Annotated in this window: 19 protein-coding genes; 13 read left to right on the top strand and 6 right to left on the bottom strand. The window is 53.7% G+C overall.

All coding sequences use genetic code 11. From position 1 onward, the window contains the following. Positions 1 to 93: 93 nt before the first annotated feature. Entirely contained in the window at positions 94 to 3120 is a 3027-nt protein-coding gene (locus ACTOVJ_RS06965; RefSeq protein WP_449504660.1) for a UPF0182 family membrane protein, read from the bottom strand. A 122-nt stretch (positions 3121 to 3242) separates the two neighbouring features. Between ACTOVJ_RS06965 and ACTOVJ_RS06960 the strand changes: the two genes are divergently transcribed. Beyond that, positions 3243 to 3791, top strand: a complete 549-nt coding sequence (locus tag ACTOVJ_RS06960) for a PPA1309 family protein (protein WP_449502452.1) — start codon at positions 3243 to 3245, stop codon at positions 3789 to 3791. Between the two features lie 91 nt (positions 3792 to 3882). On the opposite strand, the gene ACTOVJ_RS06955 is transcribed toward ACTOVJ_RS06960, so the two are convergent. Further along, positions 3883 to 4980, bottom strand: coding sequence for a YlbL family protein (locus ACTOVJ_RS06955; RefSeq protein ID WP_449502453.1), 1098 nt, complete (start codon positions 4978 to 4980; stop codon positions 3883 to 3885). A gap of 146 nt (positions 4981 to 5126) precedes the next feature. Between ACTOVJ_RS06955 and ACTOVJ_RS06950 the strand changes: the two genes are divergently transcribed. Together ACTOVJ_RS06950 and ACTOVJ_RS06945 are read left to right on the top strand one after the other, a co-directional pair. Next, a complete protein-coding gene (locus ACTOVJ_RS06950; protein WP_449504342.1) occupies positions 5127 to 6581 on the top strand; it encodes a zinc-dependent metalloprotease in 1455 nt (484 codons plus the stop codon). Positions 6582 to 6691: 110 nt separating this feature from the next. After that, complete coding sequence (locus tag ACTOVJ_RS06945; RefSeq protein WP_449502455.1) at positions 6692 to 7693, top strand: ThiF family adenylyltransferase; 1002 nt, start codon at positions 6692 to 6694, stop codon at positions 7691 to 7693. Here the strand turns inward: ACTOVJ_RS06945 and ACTOVJ_RS06940 are convergent. Next, positions 7683 to 9686: an ATP-dependent DNA helicase UvrD2 gene (locus ACTOVJ_RS06940; RefSeq protein ID WP_449504343.1), complete on the bottom strand. Its 2004-nt coding sequence runs from the start codon at positions 9684 to 9686 to the stop codon at positions 7683 to 7685. The two genes, ACTOVJ_RS06945 and ACTOVJ_RS06940, sit on opposite strands and share 11 nt — an antisense overlap. A 257-nt stretch (positions 9687 to 9943) precedes the next feature. On the opposite strand from ACTOVJ_RS06940, the gene ACTOVJ_RS06935 reads away from it, so the two are divergent. From ACTOVJ_RS06935 to ACTOVJ_RS06920, 4 genes are all read left to right on the top strand, one after another. Further along, the gene (locus tag ACTOVJ_RS06935) at positions 9944 to 10189 is read left to right on the top strand and encodes a mycoredoxin (protein ID WP_449504344.1); all 246 of its coding nucleotides are present in this window, start codon (positions 9944 to 9946) and stop codon (positions 10187 to 10189) included. Positions 10190 to 10266: 77 nt separating this feature from the next. Next, positions 10267 to 12456 carry a glycogen debranching protein GlgX gene (glgX, locus tag ACTOVJ_RS06930; RefSeq protein ID WP_449502458.1) on the top strand — a complete coding sequence of 730 codons (2190 nt, stop codon included), beginning with the start codon at positions 10267 to 10269 and terminating at the stop codon, positions 12454 to 12456. A gap of 19 nt (positions 12457 to 12475) precedes the next feature. Continuing rightward, positions 12476 to 13585, top strand: a complete 1110-nt coding sequence (gene trpS, locus ACTOVJ_RS06925) for a tryptophan--tRNA ligase (protein ID WP_449503592.1) — start codon at positions 12476 to 12478, stop codon at positions 13583 to 13585. 98 nt (positions 13586 to 13683) lie between these two features. Beyond that, a complete protein-coding gene (locus ACTOVJ_RS06920; RefSeq protein ID WP_449502460.1) occupies positions 13684 to 14478 on the top strand; it encodes an ABC transporter permease in 795 nt (264 codons plus the stop codon). Here the strand turns inward: ACTOVJ_RS06920 and ACTOVJ_RS06915 are convergent. Both ACTOVJ_RS06915 and ACTOVJ_RS06910 read right to left on the bottom strand, forming a co-directional pair. Next, positions 14475 to 15617: a nucleoside hydrolase gene (locus ACTOVJ_RS06915; RefSeq protein ID WP_449502461.1), complete on the bottom strand. Its 1143-nt coding sequence runs from the start codon at positions 15615 to 15617 to the stop codon at positions 14475 to 14477. The two genes, ACTOVJ_RS06920 and ACTOVJ_RS06915, sit on opposite strands and share 4 nt — an antisense overlap. A gap of 4 nt (positions 15618 to 15621) precedes the next feature. Beyond that, positions 15622 to 16677 (bottom strand): ABC transporter substrate-binding protein, encoded by a 1056-nt coding sequence (locus ACTOVJ_RS06910; protein WP_449502462.1) that lies wholly within the window; start codon positions 16675 to 16677, stop codon positions 15622 to 15624. A 345-nt stretch (positions 16678 to 17022) separates the two neighbouring features. On the opposite strand from ACTOVJ_RS06910, the gene ACTOVJ_RS06905 reads away from it, so the two are divergent. Beyond that, on the top strand, positions 17023 to 19386 hold the full coding sequence (locus tag ACTOVJ_RS06905) for a glycogen/starch/alpha-glucan phosphorylase (protein ID WP_449502463.1): 2364 nt from the start codon (positions 17023 to 17025) through the stop codon (positions 19384 to 19386). A gap of 127 nt (positions 19387 to 19513) precedes the next feature. Here the strand turns inward: ACTOVJ_RS06905 and ACTOVJ_RS06900 are convergent, their stop codons facing one another. Next, entirely contained in the window at positions 19514 to 20365 is an 852-nt protein-coding gene (locus ACTOVJ_RS06900; protein WP_449504345.1) for a hypothetical protein, read from the bottom strand. Between the two features lie 679 nt (positions 20366 to 21044). Between ACTOVJ_RS06900 and ACTOVJ_RS06895 the strand changes: the two genes are divergently transcribed. From ACTOVJ_RS06895 to ACTOVJ_RS06875, 5 genes are all read left to right on the top strand, one after another. Further along, positions 21045 to 21326 (top strand): transposase, encoded by a 282-nt coding sequence (locus ACTOVJ_RS06895; protein WP_449504661.1) that lies wholly within the window; start codon positions 21045 to 21047, stop codon positions 21324 to 21326. Positions 21327 to 21632: 306 nt separating this feature from the next. Continuing rightward, entirely contained in the window at positions 21633 to 22595 is a 963-nt protein-coding gene (locus ACTOVJ_RS06890) for an ABC transporter ATP-binding protein (RefSeq protein ID WP_449504346.1), read from the top strand. Then, positions 22592 to 23335: an ABC transporter permease gene (locus tag ACTOVJ_RS06885; protein WP_449504347.1), complete on the top strand. Its 744-nt coding sequence runs from the start codon at positions 22592 to 22594 to the stop codon at positions 23333 to 23335. The genes ACTOVJ_RS06890 and ACTOVJ_RS06885 overlap by 4 nt, the downstream gene beginning before the upstream one ends. Before the next feature lie 43 nt (positions 23336 to 23378). After that, complete coding sequence (locus ACTOVJ_RS06880; RefSeq protein WP_449504348.1) at positions 23379 to 24563, top strand: sensor histidine kinase; 1185 nt, start codon at positions 23379 to 23381, stop codon at positions 24561 to 24563. A gap of 16 nt (positions 24564 to 24579) precedes the next feature. Then, on the top strand, positions 24580 to 25182 hold the full coding sequence (locus ACTOVJ_RS06875; RefSeq protein WP_449504349.1) for a response regulator transcription factor: 603 nt from the start codon (positions 24580 to 24582) through the stop codon (positions 25180 to 25182). Positions 25183 to 25251: the final 69 nt, after the last annotated feature.

The following is a 25251-nucleotide window of genomic DNA, read 5'->3' as shown; positions in this document are numbered from 1 at the left end:
GTCATACACCGCGGACAACCCCTCGTCGATACTTGAGAAAATGTGGGGTTAAGACGGATGGAAGTCCGTCTGAACCCCACATTGATGAGCAACTTACTTACCGAGTTCGGACTGAGCCTTCGCTGCCTCCTCCACAGCCTTGGTCAAAGCTTCTTGTGCTTTACCGTAGGCGGTCCAATCGCCAGCCTTACGCGCAGCTTCTGAATCAGTGATCGCCTTCTTTGCATCCGACAATGCGGTGTTGAGGCGCTCCGTTGCCGAACTTGTTGGAGCTGAGGTTGAAGGGGCTGGGGTTGAAGGGGCTGGGGTTGAAGGGGCTGGCTTCGCAGCCGGGGTATCCTTGCTCTTCTGATCTGGTTGAGCCTTGGTGTCCTTCGATCCGTCACCCACAGGGGCTTCCTTTTGTCCGGCGATTGCAGCGTCTCCAGCCTTCACACCTGAATTTCCACCAAAGACTTGGTTGAGTGATTCATCGAGGGTAGGAGCAAATCCAACAGTGTCACCGAAGAGAGTGAGCACATACTGGAGCGTCGGATACTGGGTGCCACTAGATGCCTGTACGTACACGGGCTGGACGTACAGCATTCCACCACCCACTGGCAACGATAAAAGATTACCCATCTGCACCTTGGTGCCACGCTGATCGAGGAGGTTAATATCCTGCGAAACACGGGGGTTCGTCACCATCGTGTTTTCAGCCTGACCTGGGCCAGGAATCGTCAGGCCACGAGGAAGATCGAGCAACCTCAGCTTTCCATAGCTGTCTGCCTTCTTGCCAGCTTCGTTACCGGCGTCGCCGGAAGCTGCAAAGAAGCCATTCATGATGTTGCGCTGGGTAGTACCGCCCGGGATGAAGCTCGATGTCAGAGAGAACTCTGGAGACTTCTGCCCCGGCATCTGTAGCGACATGTAGTACGGAGGCTGAGCCTGCGCAGCTGCCTGGTCACGCGCTGTCGGTTCCTTGGGAACCTTCCAGAAGTCGCCACCGGAGTAGAACGACTTGGCATCTGTGACGTGGTAACGCGCAAGTAACTCACGCTGGACTTTGAATAAATCTTCCGGGTAGCGAACATGCGACATCAAATCGCCACTCATCTGTGACAACGGCTTGAGCTGACCAGGGAAAATCCCCTTCCACGCATTGATCACCGGATCCTTTTCATCCCACTGATATAATGTGACTGAGCCATCAAATGCGTCGACAACAGCCTTGACAGAATTGCGGATATAGTTCACTTCCTTCGTGGCTGCTCCAATGAGTTGTCCACGTGAACGCGCATCATTGGTTGCAGCCTCAAGCGACTGACGTGCCGAGTACGGGTAGTTATTGGATGTGGTGTAGGCATCGATAATCCAGACCACTCGCTTAGGAGTCTTCGGATCGCCATCCATATCGACAACCGCCGGCACTGCCTTGGAATCGAGCGTGAGATAAGGAGCCACCTTCGACACGCGCTTGGATGGATCACGATCAAAGAGAATCTGCGACTGATCCGTGACTCGCTCGGAGAAGAAAATGTCAGTGGAGCCAAACTTGATCGCGAACATTAGGCGTGCAAAGGCATCGCCAATCGCAGGGCCACCTTTGCCATCGTAGGTGTTGTTCTTCTGTCCGTTGGGTTCTTTGTCGTCGGGATAGTCAAGTTCCCACGCATTGGTGCCCTTGGGGGCGCCGACGATGGAGTAGTCTGGCGAATTCTTTCCGAAGTAAATGCGCGGTTCATATTCGCCAAGTTCACCGCGCGAAGGAATTCCGCTCTCCCAGAACTTCGGGTCACCCTGTGAGCTGACAGTGTTACCAAAAGCCGCAGCCACACCGTAACCGTGGGTATACACCGTGTGGTCATTCACCCATGACCGACGCTCTTCATCGAGGCCCTGGAGGTTGAGCTCGCGGACGCCAAGCACGGTGTCGCGCTTTTCGTTGTTGACGTTATAACGTCCAACTGTCAGCGGTTCAAGGAACGTATAGTACTGACGATTCTGTTGAAGCTGATTGAACGATGGCTCAACGATATCGGGATCGAGAAGACGAATCTGGGCTGCAGTACGCGAATCCTCCCGTAGCTGTCCAGGTTCTGCCTTCGTCACAGCATCATAGGACCGCGTTTCAATATCGGCGATGCCATATGCATCACGTGTGGCGTTGATGTTGCGCTGGATGTACTCCGATTCAAGTTCGGCAGCATTAGGTGTGACTCGGAAGGACTGTACCAGAGCCGGATAGAGCCAAGAGACGACGAGTGAGACAACAATCGCCGTAGCAATGCCGACGATGGCGGGGCGCCACATTCGTCGGACCGCCGCCCACACAAATGCCAGCGCAATGAGCGCAACGACAATCGATAGAACGGTCAATCCTGGAACCGAGGCATTGATATCTGTGTATGACGCGCCGGAGAAGCGATCGTGGTTTCCGAGCAGGAGCTCGTAACGTGAGAGCCAGTAGTTAACGGCGAGTCCGAGAGCGCCAAGCGCCGCCAGCACTGCCACATGAATTTGAGCGCGGCTGCTCACTTTGAATGAACTCTCAGACATCTGGACATGTCCGCCCATCCAATACAGCACAGCGACGACAACGAAGGAAATGAGTAACAGCAAGAAGAAGAATGTCAGTGCGAGGTTCAAAACAGGCAATGTGAAAACGTAGAAACCGACGTCCCACCCGTACTCAGGATCCGTCTTGCCGAAATCTGTCGCGTTGAACCACAGGAGGAATGTCTGCCAATTACGTCCCATGGATGCACCGAACAACACACCGAGGATCGCTGGGCCTACAAGGTAGGTCAGCCACCAATGTCGGCGAAGCATATCGACTGGTGAGTGCTGAAGCTGCGCGACAACGTCGCCTTTCTTCGCTCCCCTGCCCAATGCAATGCGAGCATTCAGTGCAACCACGATACCCACAGCGAGCACCCCGACAGTACCGAAACCAATCGCAGCACCATATTGGGTCCAAAACACGCGGATCGCTTCGATTTGGCGGAACCACGCCATCTCGGTCCAGAAGTTTGCAAAAATCGTGAGCGCAATGACCAGCAGGCCGAGGATACCCAGCGTCACAACGAACGTGGACATTCCCTTAGCCCTGCCTTGCGCAGTCGAAACAGATGCGGACACTATCCCTCATTCTCTCGTTGAGCGACGCAAAATATCACCTCTAACGCTAACCCATTTCCCCCTGTTGGTACTAGACAGATCGTGAAAATCCGCCCATAGCGTGGTTAGGGTAGGATGAACACGTGAATGATCAACTATCCCCTTCGCAATGCGCTCTTCGAGACGCAGCAGCCGACATTGAATCGCATGTGAACCGCTTTGGCTGGGACGGACCAGTGAGAGTGTTCGCTCTGATTAAGGCTCGCACAGCGCTAGAAGCGAACCCCGCACTTGCCGGCGAGCTTCCTGCCGACGTCGAGGCATCGTCGATCACTAACCCAGAAACGTTATTTTCGGTTGAGCAGGAGGATCTCCCTCACGTCGACTCTCTTGCTGAGCTTTTCGGTCGCATCACCTGGCCGCCGAACGTTGACGGGGCCGCGATCTCGACCGAACGTGTTGTTCTCCCACCCGAGGCGGAAGTCCAGCTCCCGGAAAATGAAGCAGAAGCGATGAACATCCTCAAAAATCATCCCGATCGTCAAGACGTGCGCATCGTCGCCGCCGTCATGCGCGACGGCGAGAAGTGGTGCATCGTGCGAATGCGTCACTTTGACGACGACACGTTGCGTATCTCTTCCCCCGACGCGGTTCCGGGACTGATTGAAGGGCTCGCCTCAACATTTGAATGATAGACATTCGGTGCCTTGCGCCCATACATGGGAAACCCCTCGACAAAAGAAAAAGATGCGGCTCGAAGCCGCATCTTTTTCTTACACGCTCTCACACAGACTTGCCGTGGAGGTATGCCTGACACGAAGTGAGCTTGGAGGTATCGCCCGAAGCAATTGCTTTAACTGTCTCAATCGCACCGGGAGTACTCTCCACTGCCCAGATATTCATCCCCTGAGGCTCGTAGCCGAGGGTCTCTTCGCAGTTTTCCACCGGCGCAAGAAAATCTGTTACACCTTGTGTCGCCGCACCGACGAGTTTGTGTTCGATGCCGCCGATCGGGCCAATCAGACCATTCCAGTTCGCTGTCCCGGTGCCAGCAATCTTGTGATCTCCTCCGAGAGAACCTTCAGTGAGCTGATCATAAATCTCCAGCGCGAACATGTTTCCTGCACTAGGACCACCGATCCCGTCAACCGCATACGTCACCTTGCCCGGATATTGAATATTTTTCACTGCCAGACCTACCCCGATCAGAGATGATCCTGGCGGATACGGACTATCCTTCGGCGCTTGAACTGTGGCAAAGGTAGCCGTAGTGAGTTTTCCATCGCGTTCGACCTGAACTGTAATTTTCGCCCCAGCTGGAGTGACGAACAGGAAACGAGACAGGGAGAGGAATGTGGGGACATCGACGAGTTTGCCGTCAGTTTTCGGTGTCGCAATCCGCTTGATCACGTCTCCAACCTTCAGCGCTTGACCAGATGGAACCTTGTCATCAACCTTTGTGACTTGAAGATCCATCGTCACTTTCTTTCCGGCAAGTTCCATCGCGAGCGCAGCAGCCGTATCTTGCGACGACGTCATCGCTTCAACGTTAAACTTCTCCACCTGAGCATCAGTAACTTTTTCCGGGTAGAGCGCACGAACGGGAAGAGCTTGCTCATCACGGTTGAAAATCGTGGGTAGAACCGCACCGACTGGTGCCCCATTTTCTGGAGTGCCGAAAGCCGAGACAGTGGTCATGAAAAGCTTGGTCGAAGAGGGATAGGTTTTCACATCCGTGACCTTCACCAAAGGCTTTCCTTCAAATTTTCCGGCAGTATCCAACGCCGGTCCAGTGCTCTGAACTAGGTAGGCACTGGGCATCATCAGCGTCGCCAAAAGTAGCACGGCAAACGTCAGCGCGGAAAGAAACTTCGAATTCATTCCTCCATCATGCCCCATCACGGCCACAATTCGTACAGGGAAAACGCCACAAACGAACGCCGTCGGCAGAAAAACGACCACCATTATCGGCCTGACTTCGCCACGCAGGTAAGATGGACGACAGATTTTAGCTCTTGGGAGGAATAATGGCCGAAAACAGAGATTGGGAAGCGATGCTTCGCGCTGTCCTCGGTGATGCCGCGGCGGATAACATCATCGCTCACCTGCGCGAACAGGGCATCGACCCTTCAATTCACATGGAACAGATGGTCACACCGGCAAATTTTGACATGGTGATCAAACAAGTCCAGCAGATGCTTGGTTCACATGGTGACGGACCTGTGAATTGGCAAATCGCTGAGCGCGTGGCTCGTGAAACGGTCACATCAACTCATTTCGATCGTCTGTCTGGTCTCGACGGTGATGCGGCACGGCACGCGTTATCTACTGCGTCGCTGTGGCTGGATGCGGCAACCACCATTGACCCTGCGACTGGGCCGGCCATGGCATTCTCTCGCCTGGATTGGGTCGCATACGCACTGCCGACGCTGAAGAAAATTTTAGACCCCGTCGGCGCAAATATTGCTCGAGCATTTACCGAAACGATGGAAGGGCAGACCGCACACATGCCCCTCGGAGCGCTCCCTTTCAATCCCACGCAAATGGTCAGTGGTCTGGTGGCATCGTTGCTCGGAGTTCAGTACGGAAAGGCTCTCGCACAGCTGGCAGTGAGTTCATTCGGAACCACCGATACAGGCGTGCCGTTGGTTGAAGGGTCTTTCGCTGGGTTGGTTCCAACTAACGTTGAAGAGTTTGCTCAGAGCATCGAGGGATCATCCACCAAGGATGTCGAACTGTATGTCGCAGTCCGTGAGGCCGCCGCCGCTCGTCTCTTCGCACGCGTATCATGGTTGCGCTCGCGGGTGATTGATTCTGTAGCTCAGTTTGCCTCCGGGATCGTGATCGACATGGGTTCGATCGAGGAGCAAGTTCAGGGGCTGAGTTTGAATGATCCGCAGCAGATGGAAAATCTCGATCTGACCGATGTGTTCAGCATGGAGTTCACACCGGCTCAAAAAGATGCCCTTGCACGACTCGAACACCTATTATCCCTTGTTGAAGGATGGGTGAGTGAGGTTTCGGCTCGCGCGGTTGCACCCCATCTACCGAATTTCGTGGCGCTCTCGGAGATGTTTAATCGCCGCTATGCAACCGACAATCCAGCTAAGCATGTCTGGAGTACACAGCTCGGTATGGAGTTGGCTCCAAAGCGTCTTCGCGAGGCTTGCGCGTTCTGGCAAAAGGCTGAAGCGAAGCGCGGCATTGAGGGGCGCGACAAACTCTGGGCACATCCTGATCTCCTTCCACAGGAGCACGACCTTGACGATCCCACGGAGTTCTTCAACGGTGGTTCCTCTCGGATCGATGAGCTTGGTGCTGAACTTGATTCTTTCCTTGAAGATGTGCTTTCTGGTTCTGCAAGCTCAACGGCGCCACATGAACCAAAATTTGGCGACGCCGAAGACAGCACGGTGACCAAGCAGGACGCCGATACTCCTCACGACGATGAGGGTGAAGGAACTCCTCACTCGGATCAGTAACTGCGGTCAGGGGAACTCGCGTAACAGATAGATCTGTCCTGGCGGGCAGGTTATCCACATTGGTGGAAACCTGCCCGCCACTTCTCTGCTATGTCATTACTTTTAATGACATGCAGTTACCAATAGGGATGAATGTTTACTGGGCGAGCACTGACCATGCGGTGGTGGGTCTCGATTCGCGCACTGGTGTCGTGCTTAACGGTTTGAACCGCGACGAGGCGCAGCTTGTCGAACTTCTTGAACGGCCTACCACTGTCACAGAGTTTGTCGAACAGGGTGCAAACGCGGGAATCAGCAAATCTCGAGCCGAAGAAATCTTGACAATGTTGCGCGATGAAAAGCTTCTATGTGCGCATGAATTGCGCGAATATGATCAACAAGCTCTATGGCGCACCCGCGGACGTATTCACTCCAGGGGTGATCAAAGCGTCGGGATCTATCGTGCCGACCACCTCGGAGTGGAAATCGCGCTCGCCCTTGCCAAGGCAGGTGTGGGCTGCATCGGTTGTGCAGATACCTCACATGTGGGAAGCGCTGACCATCCGCTATTACAACGCAAAGGTTTTGGGCTCCCGCGCCACCAGATACTCACCACCGAACTTCGCGCGCTGAACCCAAAGATTCGCATTCCACAGATACGTCCGTCGTATGGGAAAACCGACACAGTATGCGATTTTCTGACAACTTTTCAGCCCGACGTCGTGGTCTTGAGCGGATATCACGCACTCGACCCTTTCGCTTCACGTGCTATTCTCAGCAACGGTATCCCGGTATTCCATGCGTGTATCGAAGAATACGATATCGTTGTTGGCCCGTTTTCTCTCCCGGATCAAGGAACATGCGCGCAATGTCTGTATCTTCATCGCCTTGATGCAGCACCCGAATGGAAGCACCTCGGACCTCAAGCCATTCAAGGCCGTGCAGTGCCACCACATTCAGCTGCCTGTAGTTTGGGTGCTTCTTTTGCCGCACGCGATATTTTGGCTTTTCTCGATCGGGAAGAGATCTTGTTACAGCATTCAGCGTGGATCATTGAACCGACAAACGCTCATCCTGAGCTCAGACCTTTACCCGTTCACCCCGACTGTGGATGTTGCGCAGTCATCGCTTAATAAAGGCCGCGACGGTTGCCAGAACTTCATCTCCATATTTCATTAGCTTTGTTCCGCCAATTCCTTTGACCGCGCCCAACTCACTGAGTGTTCGAGGCTTCGCTAAGGCAATATCGCGCAACGTGGTGTCATGAAAAATCACGTACGGAGGCTTACTGATTTCCGCGGCAACATTCGCCCGCCATTCACGTAGCTCCTCAAATAATGCCCGATCTTGTGGATCAGCATGTTCGAAATCGGCTTTAGCTTGGGCAAGTCGTTGGCGTGATTGAGCTGAGCGTGATTGTGGTTTCGGCCAAAATGGCACAAGGAATCGTGAGACTTTCCGATTGGCTCGCTTTCCGTTGCCCAGCGCATACGAAATCATCAGCTCTTCCTTGGCTCGCGTAATTCCGACGTAGAACAGCCTGCGTTCCTCTGCCACGCCCTGATCTCCTTGCGCATGGGAAATTGGCATTAAGCCTTCGCTCATGCCAGTGAGAAAAACAACTTTCCATTCCAGACCCTTTGCCGCGTGAAGTGATGACAGTGTCACCGCCTCCTGTGTCGGCTCATGTGATGCTGATTGACGTTCTTCAAGCTCTTGAACAAATTGGCTCATTGACGCTCGACGCTTCGCCCATAAATCCTCACCCAGCAGACGAAGCGTCTCAAGAGAATCCCATCGTTCGCGAGCCGCCCCATGAGCAGCCGGGGGTTCTTTTCGCCATCCCATCGAGTTCAAGGCGCCCTCAACTAATTGCGGAAGTTCGAGGCCACTCTTCCCACTGCCGATTTCTCCGCGCGCCACCGCACGCAGTGTCACCATTGCTTCGAGTACTTCTCGACGTTGAAAAAATCGAGTTGCGCCGCGAACAGTAGCCGGCACTCCAGCAGCACTTAATGCCGATTCAAACTGCTCAGACTGAGAATTGGTTCGATACAAGATGGCGATATCGGAGTAATCGATTCCCTGCTGGTGTAAGGAGATAATCTTGCCCGCAATTTCATTCGCCTCAGTTTCATCATCGGCATATTCACGATATTCCACAGGTCGGCCGGTGCCACCCATCGCACGCAAAAATACGGCACCATCTGTCTTGTTTTCAGCAATCACTTCATTGGCAAGATCCACAATTTGACGTGTCGATCGGTAGTCACGATTGAGTGTAATTGTGCGAGCTCGTGGAAATTCTTTACCAAAATGAGCCAGATAGTCTGCGCGCGCCCCGGTGAAGGAATAAATAGTCTGAGAGACATCACCAACCACACAAATATCACGGCGATCACCAAGCCACAGTTGGAGCAACCGATGTTGCATCGGGGAAACGTCCTGATATTCGTCTACCACAAAGTGCTTATATTGCCGCCTGATCTGCGCCGCCACATCCGGGCGATCACTCATAAGCCCGATAAGTATCAAGATTGTGTCTTCAAAATCAATCACGCCACGTTCAGTTTTGGCTTCTTCGTAAGCGGTAATCAGCGAAGCAAGATCGTGGTAGGTAGCGTCTCCTGGCATTTCACGTTTTGCTTGTGCGGCGCGCAGAGCAAAATCTTCAGGGGTCACAAGAGAAACTTTCGACCATTCAATCTCAGCTGAAAAATCACGGATCGACACGCGATCTGTCGGCATACCAAGCTGTTGAGCGGCAGTAGCAACAAGAGGCGCTTTATGCTCACGAATTTCTGGCACTTGCCCTCCGATCACCTGCGGCCAAAAATAACGCAACTGGCTTAACGCAGCCGAATGGAACGTACGCGTCTGAACATTGCCCGCGTCCAGATCGAGAAGACGTGATCGCATTTCTCCTGCTGCTTTGTTTGTAAAAGTGACAGCGAGAACATTGGTTGGCTGGTACGCGCCAGTTTTCACTCCATACGCAATCCTGTAGGTAATAGCACGCGTTTTTCCTGTTCCAGCACCAGCGAGCACAGCCAGTGGCCCGTGTAGATGCTGCGCCACCTCGCGCTGGTCATCATCAAGCGCGTTGAGTAGTTCTTCAGCAGACACGTTCTTCCTTTCGACACGGAAAGTCTCGCACGATTGCCGGAAATTTTCGGCGTGAGTTATCCCTCCTGTGGACATTTCAACCGCGAGTGGACAGAGGTGGATAACGTCCAGGCCGACGAGGGAGAAATTGACTAACGTGACGCCTCTTGCCACCATCGCGTTAACTCAACGTGTCGGGACTCCATATTCTTACCATCCCAGATCACGAAAAGCGAACAGATGTTCGACAATTGGATCGATCAGGTATTCTTAACTCTATGGACAATAAAGTAACGATGTACACCACCACATGGTGTGGATACTGCAAGAATCTCAAGAAGCAACTAGGCCTGAAGGGCATCGAATTCACTGAGATTGACATCGAAAGTGACCCGCAAGCCGCGCAAACTGTTGCTTCAGTGAATGATGGCAACCACGTCGTCCCCACAGTGCAGTTCTGGGATGGCACCACCATGACCAACCCCACTGCCAGCGAAGTTGAGAACAAACTCTCCCAGGCCTGATCCCGTACGTAAACACTCAGCTCCTGCAATTTGTGTGTAACAAATTGCAGGATGCTCGACTTTTGAGAAAATAGAGCGTGACTATTTCCGCATGGCGTTTTGTCGCCCGAGATTCTGAATACTCCCTTCGCATTAGTGGGCGCCCGATCCATTTAGGTGCCCACCTTGTTGACAACGGAGTAGATGTCGCTGTCCTTGCCGGGCAGGCAACACGAGTCGAAGTCTGCTTCCTCGATCTGACATCTCCCTATCTTTCAGAACGTCGTTATCGGCTCCATCGTGGCACGTACGGCGTGTGGAGCGGCTATATCCCCGGAATCCAGGCAGGACAGCCCTACGGGTACCGCGTATGGGGTAAGTGGAAGCCCAATCTCGGGCTCAGACACAACCCAGCAAAGCTCCTCTTGGATCCCTACGCTCGCGGAATTGTCCAAATGCCCACCCTAGATCCTGCCCTCTATTCCCACGAAGTGGACGAGCACTTATCCCCACTCGACGGAATGCCTGCCGACCAACGTGATTCAGCACTGGTTGCCGCCGTCGGCATGGTCATGGCAGAGCCTGAATCGATCCATCATCGTATCAACACTCCGTGGGATCAGACCGTGATCTATGAAGCTCATGTCGTCGGCCTGACGAAACAGCTCGACGGTATCCCTGCCGAACTCCGAGGTACATACGCGGGAGTCGCTCACCCGGTCACTATCAGTTATCTGAAGTCGCTTGGAATCACTGCAATCGAGCTACTGCCGATCCACGCAAAAATGAGCGAACCGTTCCTGAAAGAGCGGGGTTTGACGAATTACTGGGGCTACTCAACCCTGTCCTACTTCACCCCCGAACCCTCATACGCTACAGCAGCAAACCAGGCTCTTGGGCCTGAGGGTGTCCTTGCTGAGGTTCGAGGCATGGTGTCCTTGCTTCACCAAGCAGGTATCGAAGTCATCCTCGACGTCGTCTACAACCATACATGTGAAGCAGGTGCAGACGGACCAACCGTCTCATGGAGGGGCCTCGATAACTCCACCTATTACCGCCACGATTCAGCTCGTCCCGGTGTTTTGAAAGACACCACAGGAACAGGTAATTCTCTCGATTTCCGCCGAACACATGTGGTGGGGATGACCCTCGATTCCCTGCGATATTGGGTAGAAAAAGTGGGCGTGGACGGTTTCCGATTTGACCTTGCGGTGACTGGTGCACGTCAGGGCGATGCATTTGCTTATAACCATCCCCTCTATGTCGCCATGGCAACCGACCCAATCCTTTCCCAGGTTAAGCTCATTAATGAACCTTGGGATTTAGGGTATGACGGATGGCGTACCGGCCAATTCCCTCCGCCCACGGCCGACTGGAATGACCGCTTCCGCGATACTATGCGCCGTTACTGGGTGACCGAACCAGCACAAATCGCTTCTGGCGGTTACGGCTCAGATGCCCGCGACTTCGCTACACGAATTTCTGGCTCTGCAGATCTCTTCTCTCATGGCCGTATCCCCGGCGGGCGCGGTTTATACGCCTCGATTAACTTCATCACCGCTCACGACGGTTTTTCCATGTATGACCTCGTCTCATACAACTGGAAACACAATGAAGCAAACGGCGAGGATGGCCGCGACGGGTCGGACAATAACCATTCGTGGAACCACGGAGCTGAAGGACCGGCGTCGGAAGAAATCGAAGCCTCACGTCGAAAAACGGTACGCAACCTCATGGCAATGCTCGCGTTCTCCGCAGGAACCCCCATGCTCCGCGCCGGCGATGAGCGTCTCGATTCGCAGGGGGGAAATAACAACGCGTACTGCCAAGACAACGAAATCTCGTGGATCGATTGGTCCAGCGACGACGACAAAACCAATATGGTGGACACGGTCTCCTACCTGTTGTCCCTGCGTCGCGATCACAGTGTGTTGCGCCCGCTCAAATTCTTCACAGGCTCAGCGAATCCAGGAGATTCCTTGCCTGACGTGGCGTGGTACGACCGTTACGGTGATGAACTCACTGACCACAAGTGGTACAACTGTGAGGTTCGCACACTTCTCATGCTACGAAGTGGCGGCGGCGAAGATGCCGACGCGCTCCTCGTCCTCAACGGAAATCCGCAGTCGAAAGCAGTGGTTCTCCCCCAAGGACGCGGCACAGACTACACCCTGGTGTGGGACTCTACCTGGGCACGCCCACGCGAACGCGGAGTAGCCTTGAAGCCAGGCGACGAAACAGTCGTTGCACCAACCTCAATCCAGCTCTACCTGGCCAACCCAGCGTAGCCCCGAACGGAAGGAAATCATGAGCGAATCTCACGCTTCTGACGCACTCGAGAACGCCACATCGGACGCCTCGCTTGAGCACGCCCGCTCAGTATCAGACAAGATCCAGGCAGCGATCGACGACGATCCGAGCCAGTTCCGTGTCCTGACCGGCGCACGTCCGACCGGGCATCTTCATATTGGCCACTACTTCGGCGCGCTAAAGAACTGGGTTTCCCTTCAACAGCGTGGCGTTGATACATGGTTGCTGATTGCCGATTACCAGGTGATCACAGACCGCGACTCTGTGGGACCGATGCGCGAGCGCGTGTATTCCCTGCTCACGGATTACCTCGCTGTTGGCATGGATCCAGAAAAGACAACGATTTTCGCTCATTCACAGGTTCCCGAGTTGAACGAGTTGATGCTCGCGTTCCTCTCAATCGTCACCGACGCCGAATTGCGACGTAACCCGACCGTGAAGGCAGAGCTGGAAGCCACCGAGGGGCGGCCAATGTCCGGATTGCTCTTGACCTACCCTGTCCATCAAGCCGCAGATATTCTTTTCTGCAAGGCAAACCTGGTTCCTGTCGGGAAAGATCAGCTTCCTCACCTCGAGCAAGCACGTGTGATCGCTGACCGCTTCGACCGTCGTTACGGAAAGAAGGGTGCAAAGCGCGTCTTTCCTCGTCCACAAGGTCTTTTGTCTGAAGCCGAGTCTGTTCTTGGCCTTGATGGTCAGAAGATGAGCAAGTCACGTCATAACACGATCGAACTGCGCATGACTGAGGACGAAACTGCCAAGCTCGTGAAGAAGGCAGTGACTGACTCCGAGCGTATGATCACGTGGGATCCGCAAAACCGCCCTGAAGTGGCCAATCTTCTCCTCATTGCAGGTTTGGCGAGTGGCCGCGATCCACGCGAGATCGCCGATGAAATTGGCAATGGTGGCGGCGGAATGTTGAAGAAATACGTCACTGAAGCACTCAATGCCTACCTTGCTCCTGTTCGTGCACGTCGAACGGAACTGGAAGCCGATCCTGCATTCCTTGAATCCGTTCTTCAACGAGGGATCGAGAAGGCTCGCGAGCAGGCAGCAGCGACGCTCAATGAAGTACACCAGGCTTTGGGCATGAGCTACTTCGGCTGAGCCGACCGATTGTTTTGACCGTGAAAGAACATCTGTCAACGGGGTTGGGGCCGGCGAACACCACCCCCAGCCCCGCTTTGCTCCCCTCAGATACACGCGTGAGCTGGCGTCAAAAAGTACACGCATGGGCTGCGCATTGGACACCGACATTCGTCGCAGTCTTCGTATTATTGACCGGATGGGAAGCATGGGTACACTTGCGTGACATACCACCAAATGTCATTCCTGCCCCATCACAGATCCTTCTTGCCACGATTGATACGTGGCCGACTCTTGGGCCGGCCACGTGGGTGACCGCGATCGAGGGGTACGTTGGATTTGTTTTCGCAGTGTGTGCCGGGATTGCGCTTGGCATCGGCCTGTACACTTCACGGATCGCTCACAAGGCGCTCTTCCCACTCTTATATGCGGCTCAGACATTGCCACTGATCGCTATCACGCCACTGTTCTTGATCTGGTTCGGCTTCGAAATATCAGGAAAGATCGTGATTGTCACAATCTTCGGTCTCTTCCCTATTGCTGTGGCCACATCACGGGGGCTCAATTCCGTCCCGCAGTTTTATTCCGATGTCGCGCTAACCTGTGGCGCTAGCCCAGCGTGGACTCTGTGGCACGTCAAACTTCGAGTTGCTGCGCGGCAAATTTTCTCAGGTGTACGTGTCAGCGCCGCCTACATTTTCGCCACAGCATCCACCGCCGAGTATCTTGGGGCGCGTTCAGGCCTCGGTATTTGGCTCCAAGCAGCCTATAACTCATTCCGGGTACCGTTGATCTTCTCTGCGACGCTGATGATTATTTTCCTTACCGGTTTGCTGCTAGTGACAGTGACTCTTGCCGAACGCGTCCTTCTCGGGCCGATTGAGGATGAAGATCTGGGCGAAGACGGCCACTAAGACACAGCTTCTTGGACAGTGGCGACAAACCGGGTGAGGAATGCCTCGCGGTTCACCCCAATCGCCACTCGAATACGTGCGGCCGAAGAATCGTTGAGTCCATACGGATCCCCTGTAGTGCGGCCACGCACCCCGTGGGTATCACTCGTCTCTTTCTCAACACGCATCGGAAGTTCAAGGGTTGACACAAGGTTCGAATCAAGTGCGACCGCGAGCGCAAGAGGATCGTGAAGTGGCATTCCTTGAGCAAAAATTCGGTTCGCCCGAGCATTCGCTACAATCGAGAAATTTGCGATCTGGGCAAAGAAATTTCCTGCCTCGCTAACACGCCATGATTCAATCGCGCGCGATCCACAAAGCACCTGATGCGTGACATCGAGGGGAACAAGTGTGACATCAGCACCTGAGTGAAAGACGCGATCAGCGGCTTCAGGATCTTGAATCATATTCGTCTCAGCCACCGCTCCCCAGCAATTTCCAGGTTGAGTCACAGCTCCACCCATGCTCACTACCCTCAAGCGTTCGGCAAGTTCGGGGCGTGCGCGAAGCACTTGATCCACTGTAGTCAGTGGGCCAACGGTTACCACTGTCACAGAAGAGTGTTCCAGTGCGTTGATAATCTTCTGAGCGCCCTGAGATATTTCAGTGTCCTGGGGAGACTGGCATGTGGAGGGTGTTCTAACTTGCATGAGCTCGCCCAGTACGGGCGCTGGATTCGCATGGCGGTCTCCTGAACGGTATCCGCCGATCGATACGCCGTATCCCTGGGTCACATAGCGCTCAACAGATTCCAGAAAATGAGTATCGGCACCGATATCTGCAGAGGAAATCTCTGAGCCAAAATCATACGGATCTATGCCTCCCAAGCCGTTGTCACCATGAAAAAGTGCGCATCCGGCGTCGGGAATGAAGCCACAAGCCCACGACGGGTGCTTCGGACCTTGCCACACGTCGACGTCGGCGCGCCCCAGTAAGGACAGAACCGCGCGAGTATTGACCTCAGCTCGTGCCTGGGTGACATTTCCGTAGCTGGCGATCACGGCGAACCTGTCTGAAAACGTACCGGTTTTTGCTGCCCCCACCATGAAGGCTAACGCTAGGGCATCATCAATTCCTGTATCAACATCGATAAATAACATGGGTCTACTTCGCTAAAAATTCGTCGGTTGCCAGCTCACGAGAAACTGGAGCATGTGTCACCGGTTTGCCGTTGATGTCCTCATACGTGCGCGCATCGGCGAGGAAATCGGCATATGCCTGTGTGCCGGAGAAATCGTTAGTCCCCAAGACAAAGGTTCCATTCTTGATTTTCGCCGGGTCTCCCCAGAACTGCCCGTCAACGATGTATTGCATCGATTTCTTGACAAAATCACGTTCAAGATTGGCTTCGGGAGCCTCGTCAACCAAAATTTTTGCTGCCTCGTCTGGGTGCTCGTACGCGTAGGCGTAGCCACGCTGAACGGCTTGGGTGAAGGAACGAACGAGCTGCGGATCTTTCTTGATCAGTGCGTTGTTTGTGATGATGCCGATGGCATCAGGGTTCCCTGGCACCCCAGATTTTTGGGCTTCGAAGCAGGTCAATGCGGGTCCGTGGAGACGCGATTGGACACCCTCCCATGTATCGTAGAAGCCACCGAAGTCGGCTTTACCAGAGCCAAGAACTTCGAAGGTGGAGGTTCCCACGATGACTTTATCGAACGTTCCTTTTCCCCCGTCTGTTTGGATCATTTTGCGCACAACAGCATCCGATTCATTGGCGCCAAATGTGGCAAACGTCGTCCCGTCGAGGTCCTTTGGACGCGTAATCTTTTTATTCGATGCCAATGCGCACCAGATTGCACTCGGCTTTTGTTGGATTTGAAGAATTTCTTTGAGGTGGGCGCCCTTGAGTGAATAAATCCCAACATTCGTCATATTCGATAGTGCGAAATCTGCCAGTCCGTTATTCACCGCCTGCTCAGCGCCTGCTTGCGCCGTGGCCAAAATATCGACATCGATGCCTGATTCCTTGAACCATCCTTTATTCTTCGCGATATAGACTCCGATATGGTTCGTATCCGGCGCCCACGAAAGCATAAAACTGATCTTTTTCCTTGGCGCGTCACCATTTTTTTGTTCAGCATCTGGCGTTGAGCAGGCTCCCACAGAGCATGTCACGAGTGTGAGGGCGGTCAATGTGCGGACAACACGTGATATCATCAGCGATCCCCTAGGTCGATTATTTACCGACCTCTGGGTATTCACGGCAACGATGCCTCGTGCTGGGCAACTCGGAAAGAGGCCGGATGAGGTTCCGCAGTTGCTGAGTTTCACTGTAGCAAGACATACCTGTTGGCGCAGGTTCGTTTTGGCCGCCGACGTCGACGACGCGGGACTTTGCACCTAACCGCACCGGGAAAACCTCTCAAGCCTGTAATTTGTTACAGTCAATGCCACAGCTTTTCATTGGGCACAAGTTCATTTTCCCCTATGGGTGCAGGTATTGTGGAGCGTGGTCATCGCGGAAAAATATTTCCGCCACCCCATCCTTTGAAAAGGAGCAACATGTTCGATTCCAACATGATCGGCACGCAAGTGCGCGCGGTCTCGGGCCGAAATCCGATGTCGGGCACCTCCATGGAATATTGGCAGGCGCTGGCCACCACCGTCGTTGCAGCACTCGCCGACAACTGGCAGGCCACGGAAGAGCGTTACAACGCTTCCCGTATGCAGCATTACTTCTCAGCTGAATTCCTCATGGGTCGCGCACTGTACAACAACCTCTCCAACCTTGGGCTCATTGAGGATGCGCGCACAGCACTCGCAGATCTGGGACAGAACCTCTCCAATGTCCTCGAAGAGGAGCATGACGCTGCTCTCGGCAACGGTGGCCTGGGACGCCTGGCAGCCTGCTTCCTCGATTCCTCTATCACGCAGGATTTCCCGGTTCGCGGCTACGGTATTCTCTATCGTTATGGCCTGTTCAAGCAGTACTTCGAGAACGGCTTCCAGGAAGAAGAGCCTGACTCATGGATGGAAGAAGGCTACCCCTTCGTCATCCGTCGCGAAGAAGCTCAGCGCCGCGTGAAGTTCGACGACCTCGAAGTGCGCGCCCTCCCTTACGATATGCCGATCACGGGTTTCGGCACGAAGAACGTTGGAACGCTTCGCCTGTGGAAAGCTGAGCCGATCAACGACTTCGATTACAACGCTTTCAACGCTCAGGACTTCACCGGGGCAATTGTTGAGCGTGAGAAGGTTTCCGATATTTCTCGCGTGCTCTACCCCAACGATTCTTCCTACGAGGGCAAGGTTCTGCGCGTTCGCCAGCAGTATTTCTTCGTTTCCGCGTCGCTTCAGGCGATCGTCGAGAACGAGCTCAAGCAGTACGGCACACTCGATGGCTTCGCTGAGCACAACTCGATTCAGCTCAACGACACCCACCCCGTGATCTCGATTCCGGAGCTCATGCGTATTCTTCTTGATGAGCATGGTTACACTTGGGAAAAGGCGTGGGAGATCGTGTCGAACACCTTCGCTTACACGAATCACACGGTTCTGGCTGAGGCTCTGGAGACATGGGAAGTGTCGATCTTCGCTCAGCTCTTCGGCCGCATCCTGGAGATCGTTAACGAGATCGATCGTCGTTTCCGCATTGAGCTTGCCGAGGCTGGCTATGACCAGGGCAAGATCGACTACATGGCGCCCGTTGCCGATGGGCGCGTGAAAATGGCGTGGATTGCGTGCTATGCATCGTTCTCGATCAACGGTGTTGCTGCGATCCACACTGAGATCATTAAGCGCGACACCCTCCACGATTGGCATGACATCTGGCCGGAGAAGTTCAACAACAAGACGAACGGCGTGACCCCGCGTCGCTGGCTTCACCAGTGCAACACTCGCCTGTCGGCTCTGCTGACCGAGCTTTCGGGCTCCGAAGCGTGGGTGAAGGATCTGGACAAGCTTGCTGACCTGGCAAAGTATGCGGATGATGAGCGCGTCTTGGATCGCGTCAACGAGATCAAGCACGCGAACAAGGTTGATTTTGCTGCGTGGATCAAGAACCGCCAGGGCATCGAGATCAACCCTGATGCGATCTACGATACGCAGATCAAGCGCCTCCACGAGTACAAGCGCCAGCTGATGAATGCGCTCTACATCCTCGATCTGTACTTCCGTATCAAGGATAACCCGTCCGTTGACGTTCCTCCGCGCGTGTTCATCTTCGGTGCGAAGGCTGCACCGGGCTATGTGATGGCGAAGGCAATCATTAAGCTGATCAACACGATCGCCGATATGGTCAACGATGACGCCGATGTGGCTGGCCGTCTGAAGGTTGTGTTCGTCGAGAACTACAACGTGTCTCCAGCTGAGCACATCATTCCTGCCTCGGATATTTCCGAGCAGATTTCGATGGCCGGTAAGGAAGCGTCGGGTACGTCGAACATGAAGTTCATGATGAACGGCGCACTGACCCTAGGCACGATGGACGGCGCAAACGTAGAGATCGTCGACGCCGTCGGCCACGAGAACGCCTACATCTTCGGCGCTACCGAAGAGGAACTGCCGCAGCTCAAGGCGAACTACAACCCAGCCGAGGTTGCCGGCGCAACCCCAGGGCTGCAGCGTGTGCTTTCGGCTCTTGTTGATGGCACTCTCGACGACGGTGGCACCGGCCAGTTTGCAGCAATCCACAAGTCGCTCTACGAAGGCAACGGCTGGGATGGCCCGGACATGTACTACGTGATCGGTGACTTCGCTTCGTACCGCGAAGCGAAGGATCGTATGGCGGCTGATTACTACGCAGATCGTCGCGCATGGGCGAAGATGGCGTGGATCAACATCTGCGCATCCGGACGCTTCTCCTCAGATCGCACGATCCGCGATTACGCACGCGAGGTGTGGAAGCTGACCCCGCAAGCGATCTGATCGAGGCGGCGTCGGCGACTGTGCTGATATGAAGTCGTGGTGGCTAGGGAAGAAAATGACCTAGCCACCACTCTTCTTTACTTCGGGTCTCGTGAAGCACGAGTCGTCTGCCGTCAGAGCACACGCGTCATGAACAGGTGCATTCACCCTCCGGGCATCCACCGGTCAACAGAAGACCCTCGTAACGTTTCGCTTCGATTGGTTCGCCGGCGTTCCAGAGCATTGGCACGAGGGATCGAATAACTTCGGGGATATCGTCGCCGGTGAGTGGCACGTGGAATTTGCTCGCTTGGACATCCGGTGTGTACACCAGGAGGTCTTCTCCGACGAGGAGGCGTCCACCGTAAGTCCACCAGCGTGGACCGGAGTTGGGTGCAGTGAGAACGTTGAATACCTTGCCAACGGTTCGCTCGTGAAGTTCAGCATCGTCATCCGCAATGGCATCATCATCCACCGTACACACGTTTTCGATTTGGACCAGACGGAGCATCGCATCCCCGATACATGCGTGAATCACAGACAACCCGTCACCAAGGTTGTGAACAAGTACGTCACCGACGGGGAGCACTTCGGGTTCTTCCGTGCGAATACTACTTAGCGCACCAGCAAGGCGCTCCACGATCGGCATGTATGGATTATCCGCCGGCCCACGCTCAACCCATTCCTCTCTTTCAACGAGGTATCGAGCCAAGGGAAGCGAGTCGATCTCGTCGAACGGCTCATAGAAGAAGGTGGCGCTGAATTGTTGCTCGTCGTCTTCGTTGAGGAAAACAGAGAGCGTGAGTCCCTCATAAGGTTTTGCAATATCCATCCATGGCACAAGTTCGGCACACACATTCGAGTCATACCAAAACACCGCAGCGCGATCCGACTCAGGCGACAACATGTGAAACATCCCCGGAGGAAATTCCTTCCTCTGCGCATCAGGCGAAACCGGCCACGGCTGGAAACCGATGTTGAACTTTGGGGTGTCGGCCAATTCTACCTACTTTCTACCAAATTGATATCCCTGGTTGAGTACGACTACTGTAAACGATGTTACCCCCACGTCTGATGAGGAGCGTTCTTCCAGTTTTCGCTTCAACAGTTGCCACAATTTTCCCGTTTGGGGATATCACTTTCTTGGTATTGCCTCGGTGATTGTCGAGATCTTTCTACAGACCCCAACCCGTCTTCGTATTTACAAGCGTGACTCTGTCTTTTCCGTGCCCAAAGTTAGTCGTCCATTTTGTAAATTTTGAAATATCAACGTTAGTCGAACTCCCACTCATCATGATTTTTCTCGCGAGGTAATAGTCTGGCCGATTCCCTCCAACACCACCTTCAGCAATGCAATTTGTTGCTCCATTACAACGAGCAGTTGGTAGTATTACCGAGCGATTTAGACTGAAATCGTTCCAGGGATTATTAACTTTAAACTCTTCATAAACCCCATATCCACCAGATACATTTCGCTCATCATCTATTTCATACTTCGGATGACTACATAACACAGAGCTTATACCTATGCTTATCACAAGCATGGCAGGGAGTAGACGCATTAATCCTCCTATATACAGATTCATCGTCTTTTAAGCCTTACCAGAAACATATAATCACATTACATTTTATTGACCTATTTTCTGGGCTAATGCTCAAAACTTGCGGTGAAGCGTCCTATGTTTTGTTCCTCGGTTTTATCAAGGAGGATTGAGCTATGCCCCCCCCAAAAAAAGTATTCACAGGAATTTAAAGAACGTGCGATTCGTTTAGTTGATGATCGTTTATGTGAAGATCAAAGCATGGCGGTCACGGCGGTGATCGTCGATATCGCTCCCAAGCTTGGAATCTCGAAAGAGACGCTGCGTCGTTGGTATTCCCAAGAACAGGTAGATGTGGGATGCCGGTCAGGTATTACAGGCGAGGAAAACGCCGAGATTCGACATCAGATACCGGGATAAGGTGGGCAACTGGACACCTCACGGTTTGTCACGGTGAATCTTTTCCCCGCTTCTACCTTGCGAAGGATCCTACTACTATCATTCCTCAACTCACACTGTGTCACAACACTCATGTAGCAGATGTGTCACGACACTTTATAGCAAAAGTAGCACGTTTTTAGCTAATTTGAGGATACCTAATATTTCTGGCAGCACATAGCGCAGCTCGAATCTGCATAAGATCTGGCTTTGCTCCTGACATCTGTCATGTATTTTTCGTGACGTTGCAGGATGGCTTCATTCCTCCTGCTGAGTAAGAATACAAGCATGAACCGACAACACATCATTGACGCCGCCGAGGTTGTGAAATCCTTTGGCCGCGCACACGACACCGTCAATGCACTTGATGGTGTATCTTTCACATTAAAAAACGGCGAATCAGTGGCTCTGCTTGGGCCGAACGGCGCCGGAAAAACGACACTGATCGACATACTCTTAGGGCTGACGACGCAGACCTCCGGCACGCTCACCGCTTTTGGAATGACTGCGGTAGAGGCGGTGAAAGCCGGAAAAATTGCAGCAGTTTTACAGTCGGCAAGTCTGCGTCAGGATCTAAAAGTATACGAAGTCATCGAGTATATCGGCCATGCTTATCACAGATCATTCGATGTTGATTCACTACTTGCCCAGGTGAATCTGAGTGACGCGCGTGGGCGGTACATCAAGAAACTTTCAGGCGGCGAGCAACAGCGGTTGCGATTTGCCATAGCTCTGCTTGCCCAGCCCGAGCTTCTGATTTTGGACGAACCGACCACTGGTTTGGATACCACTGCGCGCGAAGAATTTTGGGCTTCCCTCGCTCAATACCGCCGTGATGGAGGCACGGTATTGTTCGCAACTCACTATCTGAAAGAAGCGGAGCAATTTGCAGATCGGATCATCATGCTCAATCGCGGGCATGTCATTGCCGACGGGCCGACGAACGAGATTCGAAATATTGCCGGAATCAGACACGTCAGTGCTCGCGGTGCGTTGAGTGACGAGCAACGTGCGCAGCTCACTCAACGTTTCGATGCTCGTTTCGACGCCGACGTCGTCCATATTGCTCACGCACAGTCAGATGCCGCAGCGAAAATGCTGTTGGATTTTGGTGCTCACGATCTTGAGATCGCCTTGCCGGATCTGGACGAAGCATTTAAGACGCTCCTTGCGAAAGAAACTGCTCCAAGAAATGCCAGCACAGCAGACGCAAAAGCCACTACCAACCTCACCCTGAAAGACCGATCATGATTGCTATTGACCTCAAATCTTATCTGCGAAGCCCCCAGAACATCTTCTACGCCGTCGCCCTCCCCATCGGTTTGTATATCGTGTTTGGCGCGATACAAAGCTATGGAAAATTCCCGTTAGGGCACGGCAACGTCAACGCGATGGTGTTGATCAATATGGCGCTCTACGGCGCCGCGACTGGAGCGGTCGGTTACGCCGGAACGGTGGCGATGGAACGGGTGAACGGCTGGGGTCGTCAGCTCGCGATCACCCCACTGCGCGACACCCACATGTTACGCAATCGTGTCGTCGTCGCGTTCGTGATGGCGGCACTTCCCCTGTTCGTTCTGTTCTTCGTGGGGAAAGTGATGGGTGCGCAGGCGCCACTGGCACGTTTAACGGCGTCGTTTGTGTTGATCGCCGTGCTAGTGACAAGTTTCGCGCTATACGCGCTGGGCGTCGCATTGCTTTTGCGTTCCGAGACGGCATCATCGATCGCAGCAGGATTGCTGGTGGTTTTCGGCTTCCTCGGCAATATTTTTTCCCCGTTGGGCGGCACGATGCTGACCATCGCACATTTCACTCCGCTCTATGGGATTGGTGTACTCGTACGGTATCCGGTCACAGGCGGCAACGCGTCGACGATGGATGGCGCTTTCTATCACGAATCGTTGGCGCTAGCGATAACAAACTACGTGGCGTGGACGGTTCTCTTCGCAACACTCGCAATGTGGGGGTTGCGCCGCTCCCGAAACCGATAGCAGAAATCCACTCATTGCCACCCGCTACCCGAACTTGACGCCGATGCTGAAGTATTTCAAATCCCTGACCAAGAGCGATGTTATCTCCCTTGTCATGTCCTGCTCCTGGATAGCTCTACTCATCCCCTCAATCGCCAATCTCTTGACTAGCGATCTGGAGACGTATCAGCGTGTTCTGGGCATGATCGGGGCGCTGAGCTTCATCGCGATCTATGTGTATTCGCTTGCCAAAGCAATGACTTTTGGAGGAGATATCAATCCGCGCAAAGGTGTCGCAGTTGGCGTGGTATTGATGCTGATCTCGGTGAACTTGTACCCGATAATAGGATGGCAATCATTCCTCTACCTCAACTTTGTGTTGCCGGTGTGGAATTTCCTCACGCCCGTGCGTTTAGCAATGTTATTGGGTAGCGCGCTTATTTCTGCGGCGACTGCCTTTATCGTGTGGTCGGGAGAGACTCCATGGGAGTATATCTTCAACGCAATCGGTGTCTTCATTGTTACTGCCGGTTCACGGTTCTTCATCGATACGACCAAAAAACAGATCCGGCTTCAGGCGCGGCTCGCAGTGCTTGAAGAACGTGATCGTGTGGCTCGCGATATTCACGATGTGCTTGGTCATTCACTGACGGTTATTACTTTAAAATCGCAAGTCGCGTCCAAGCTTGTGGAGAAAAATCCAACAGCCGCTCGTGCAGAGTTAGCACAGATTTCCGCTCTCTCACGAGAAGCAATCAGCGAAGTACGAGCAACTGTTTCCGGCTTGCGCGAACGGCATCTGGATCAAGAATTGGACGACGCACAAGCAGCATTGGAGCAGGCGAGAATTACAGTACACATTGTGAACCAGGGCGTCAGTGTTCGTTTCGATCAACTCTTCGCATGGATTGTGCGCGAGTGCGTCACCAATATCATTCGCCACTCCGAAGCCAGCAAAGTAACCATCAATGTCTCGGAGTGTGCATTACAGGTGAGCGATAACGGCCAGGGATTCCCAAATTTTTGCGACGATACATGGCCTGACATCGCGCCTCCTCATGCGGAGGATGGCACATTGGTTTCTGCTGGTGACGCCGGCACGTCGGGCGCAGCTTCGGGCAACGGTCTTCGCGGGATCCTCGAACGTGTGACTCTTGCTGGAGGTCACGTACTCTTTCACAACGACCCCGGTGCTACGGTTACGGTGGAAATGCTGGCGCATATCTCACCAGATCATGGTCTCACCTGAGGAACGGAGCAGTTCAATGATCAAAGTTCTCATTGCTGACGATCAAGCAATGATCCGCGGAGCGTTTGCCGCTCTGTTGTCCTTTGAGGACGACATTGAGGTTGTTGGCGAAGCCTCGCGCGGGGATGACGTTGTTGCAGCGGTGGAAAAATTGGCTCCCGACGTCGTCCTCCTTGATATTGAGATGCCTGGGCTCAGTGGTATCGACGCAGCCGATGAACTCCTGCGTCGTTATGGGGTGCGTGTCTTGATCGTGACGACATTCGGGAGAGTCGGCTATGTGCGCCGAGCTCTGGACATGGGTGTGCATGGATTCATTTTGAAAGACGCACCTGTTGAGGAGTTAGTACAAGCGATTCGTGATGTCCATGCCGGAGGTCATGTGGTTGATCCCTCGCTGGCGACACAGTCGTTGTTCGCTGGGGTAAATCCGCTGACCGTGCGTGAGCAGGAGGTGTTACGCGTTGCATTGACGGGATTGCCTATTGCAGAGATTGCACAGCGCGTTTATCTCACGCAGGGAACAGTTCGAAACTATCTCTCGTCAGCGATTGGCAAGACGGGAGCGACGACACGGATGGAAGCTGCACGCATCGCACACAATAACGGCTGGCTCTGATGAGTTCATAAGGATCCTCGCGGGAGTATAGTTTTGTGATGTCACCATCCACTTGGTGCTTTTTCGTCA

Source organism: Arcanobacterium sp. (ex Cirak et al. 2026), from assembly GCF_053585065.1.
Note: the sequence above shows the minus strand (reverse complement) of the source record. Positions and strands in the feature narration are given on the sequence as shown.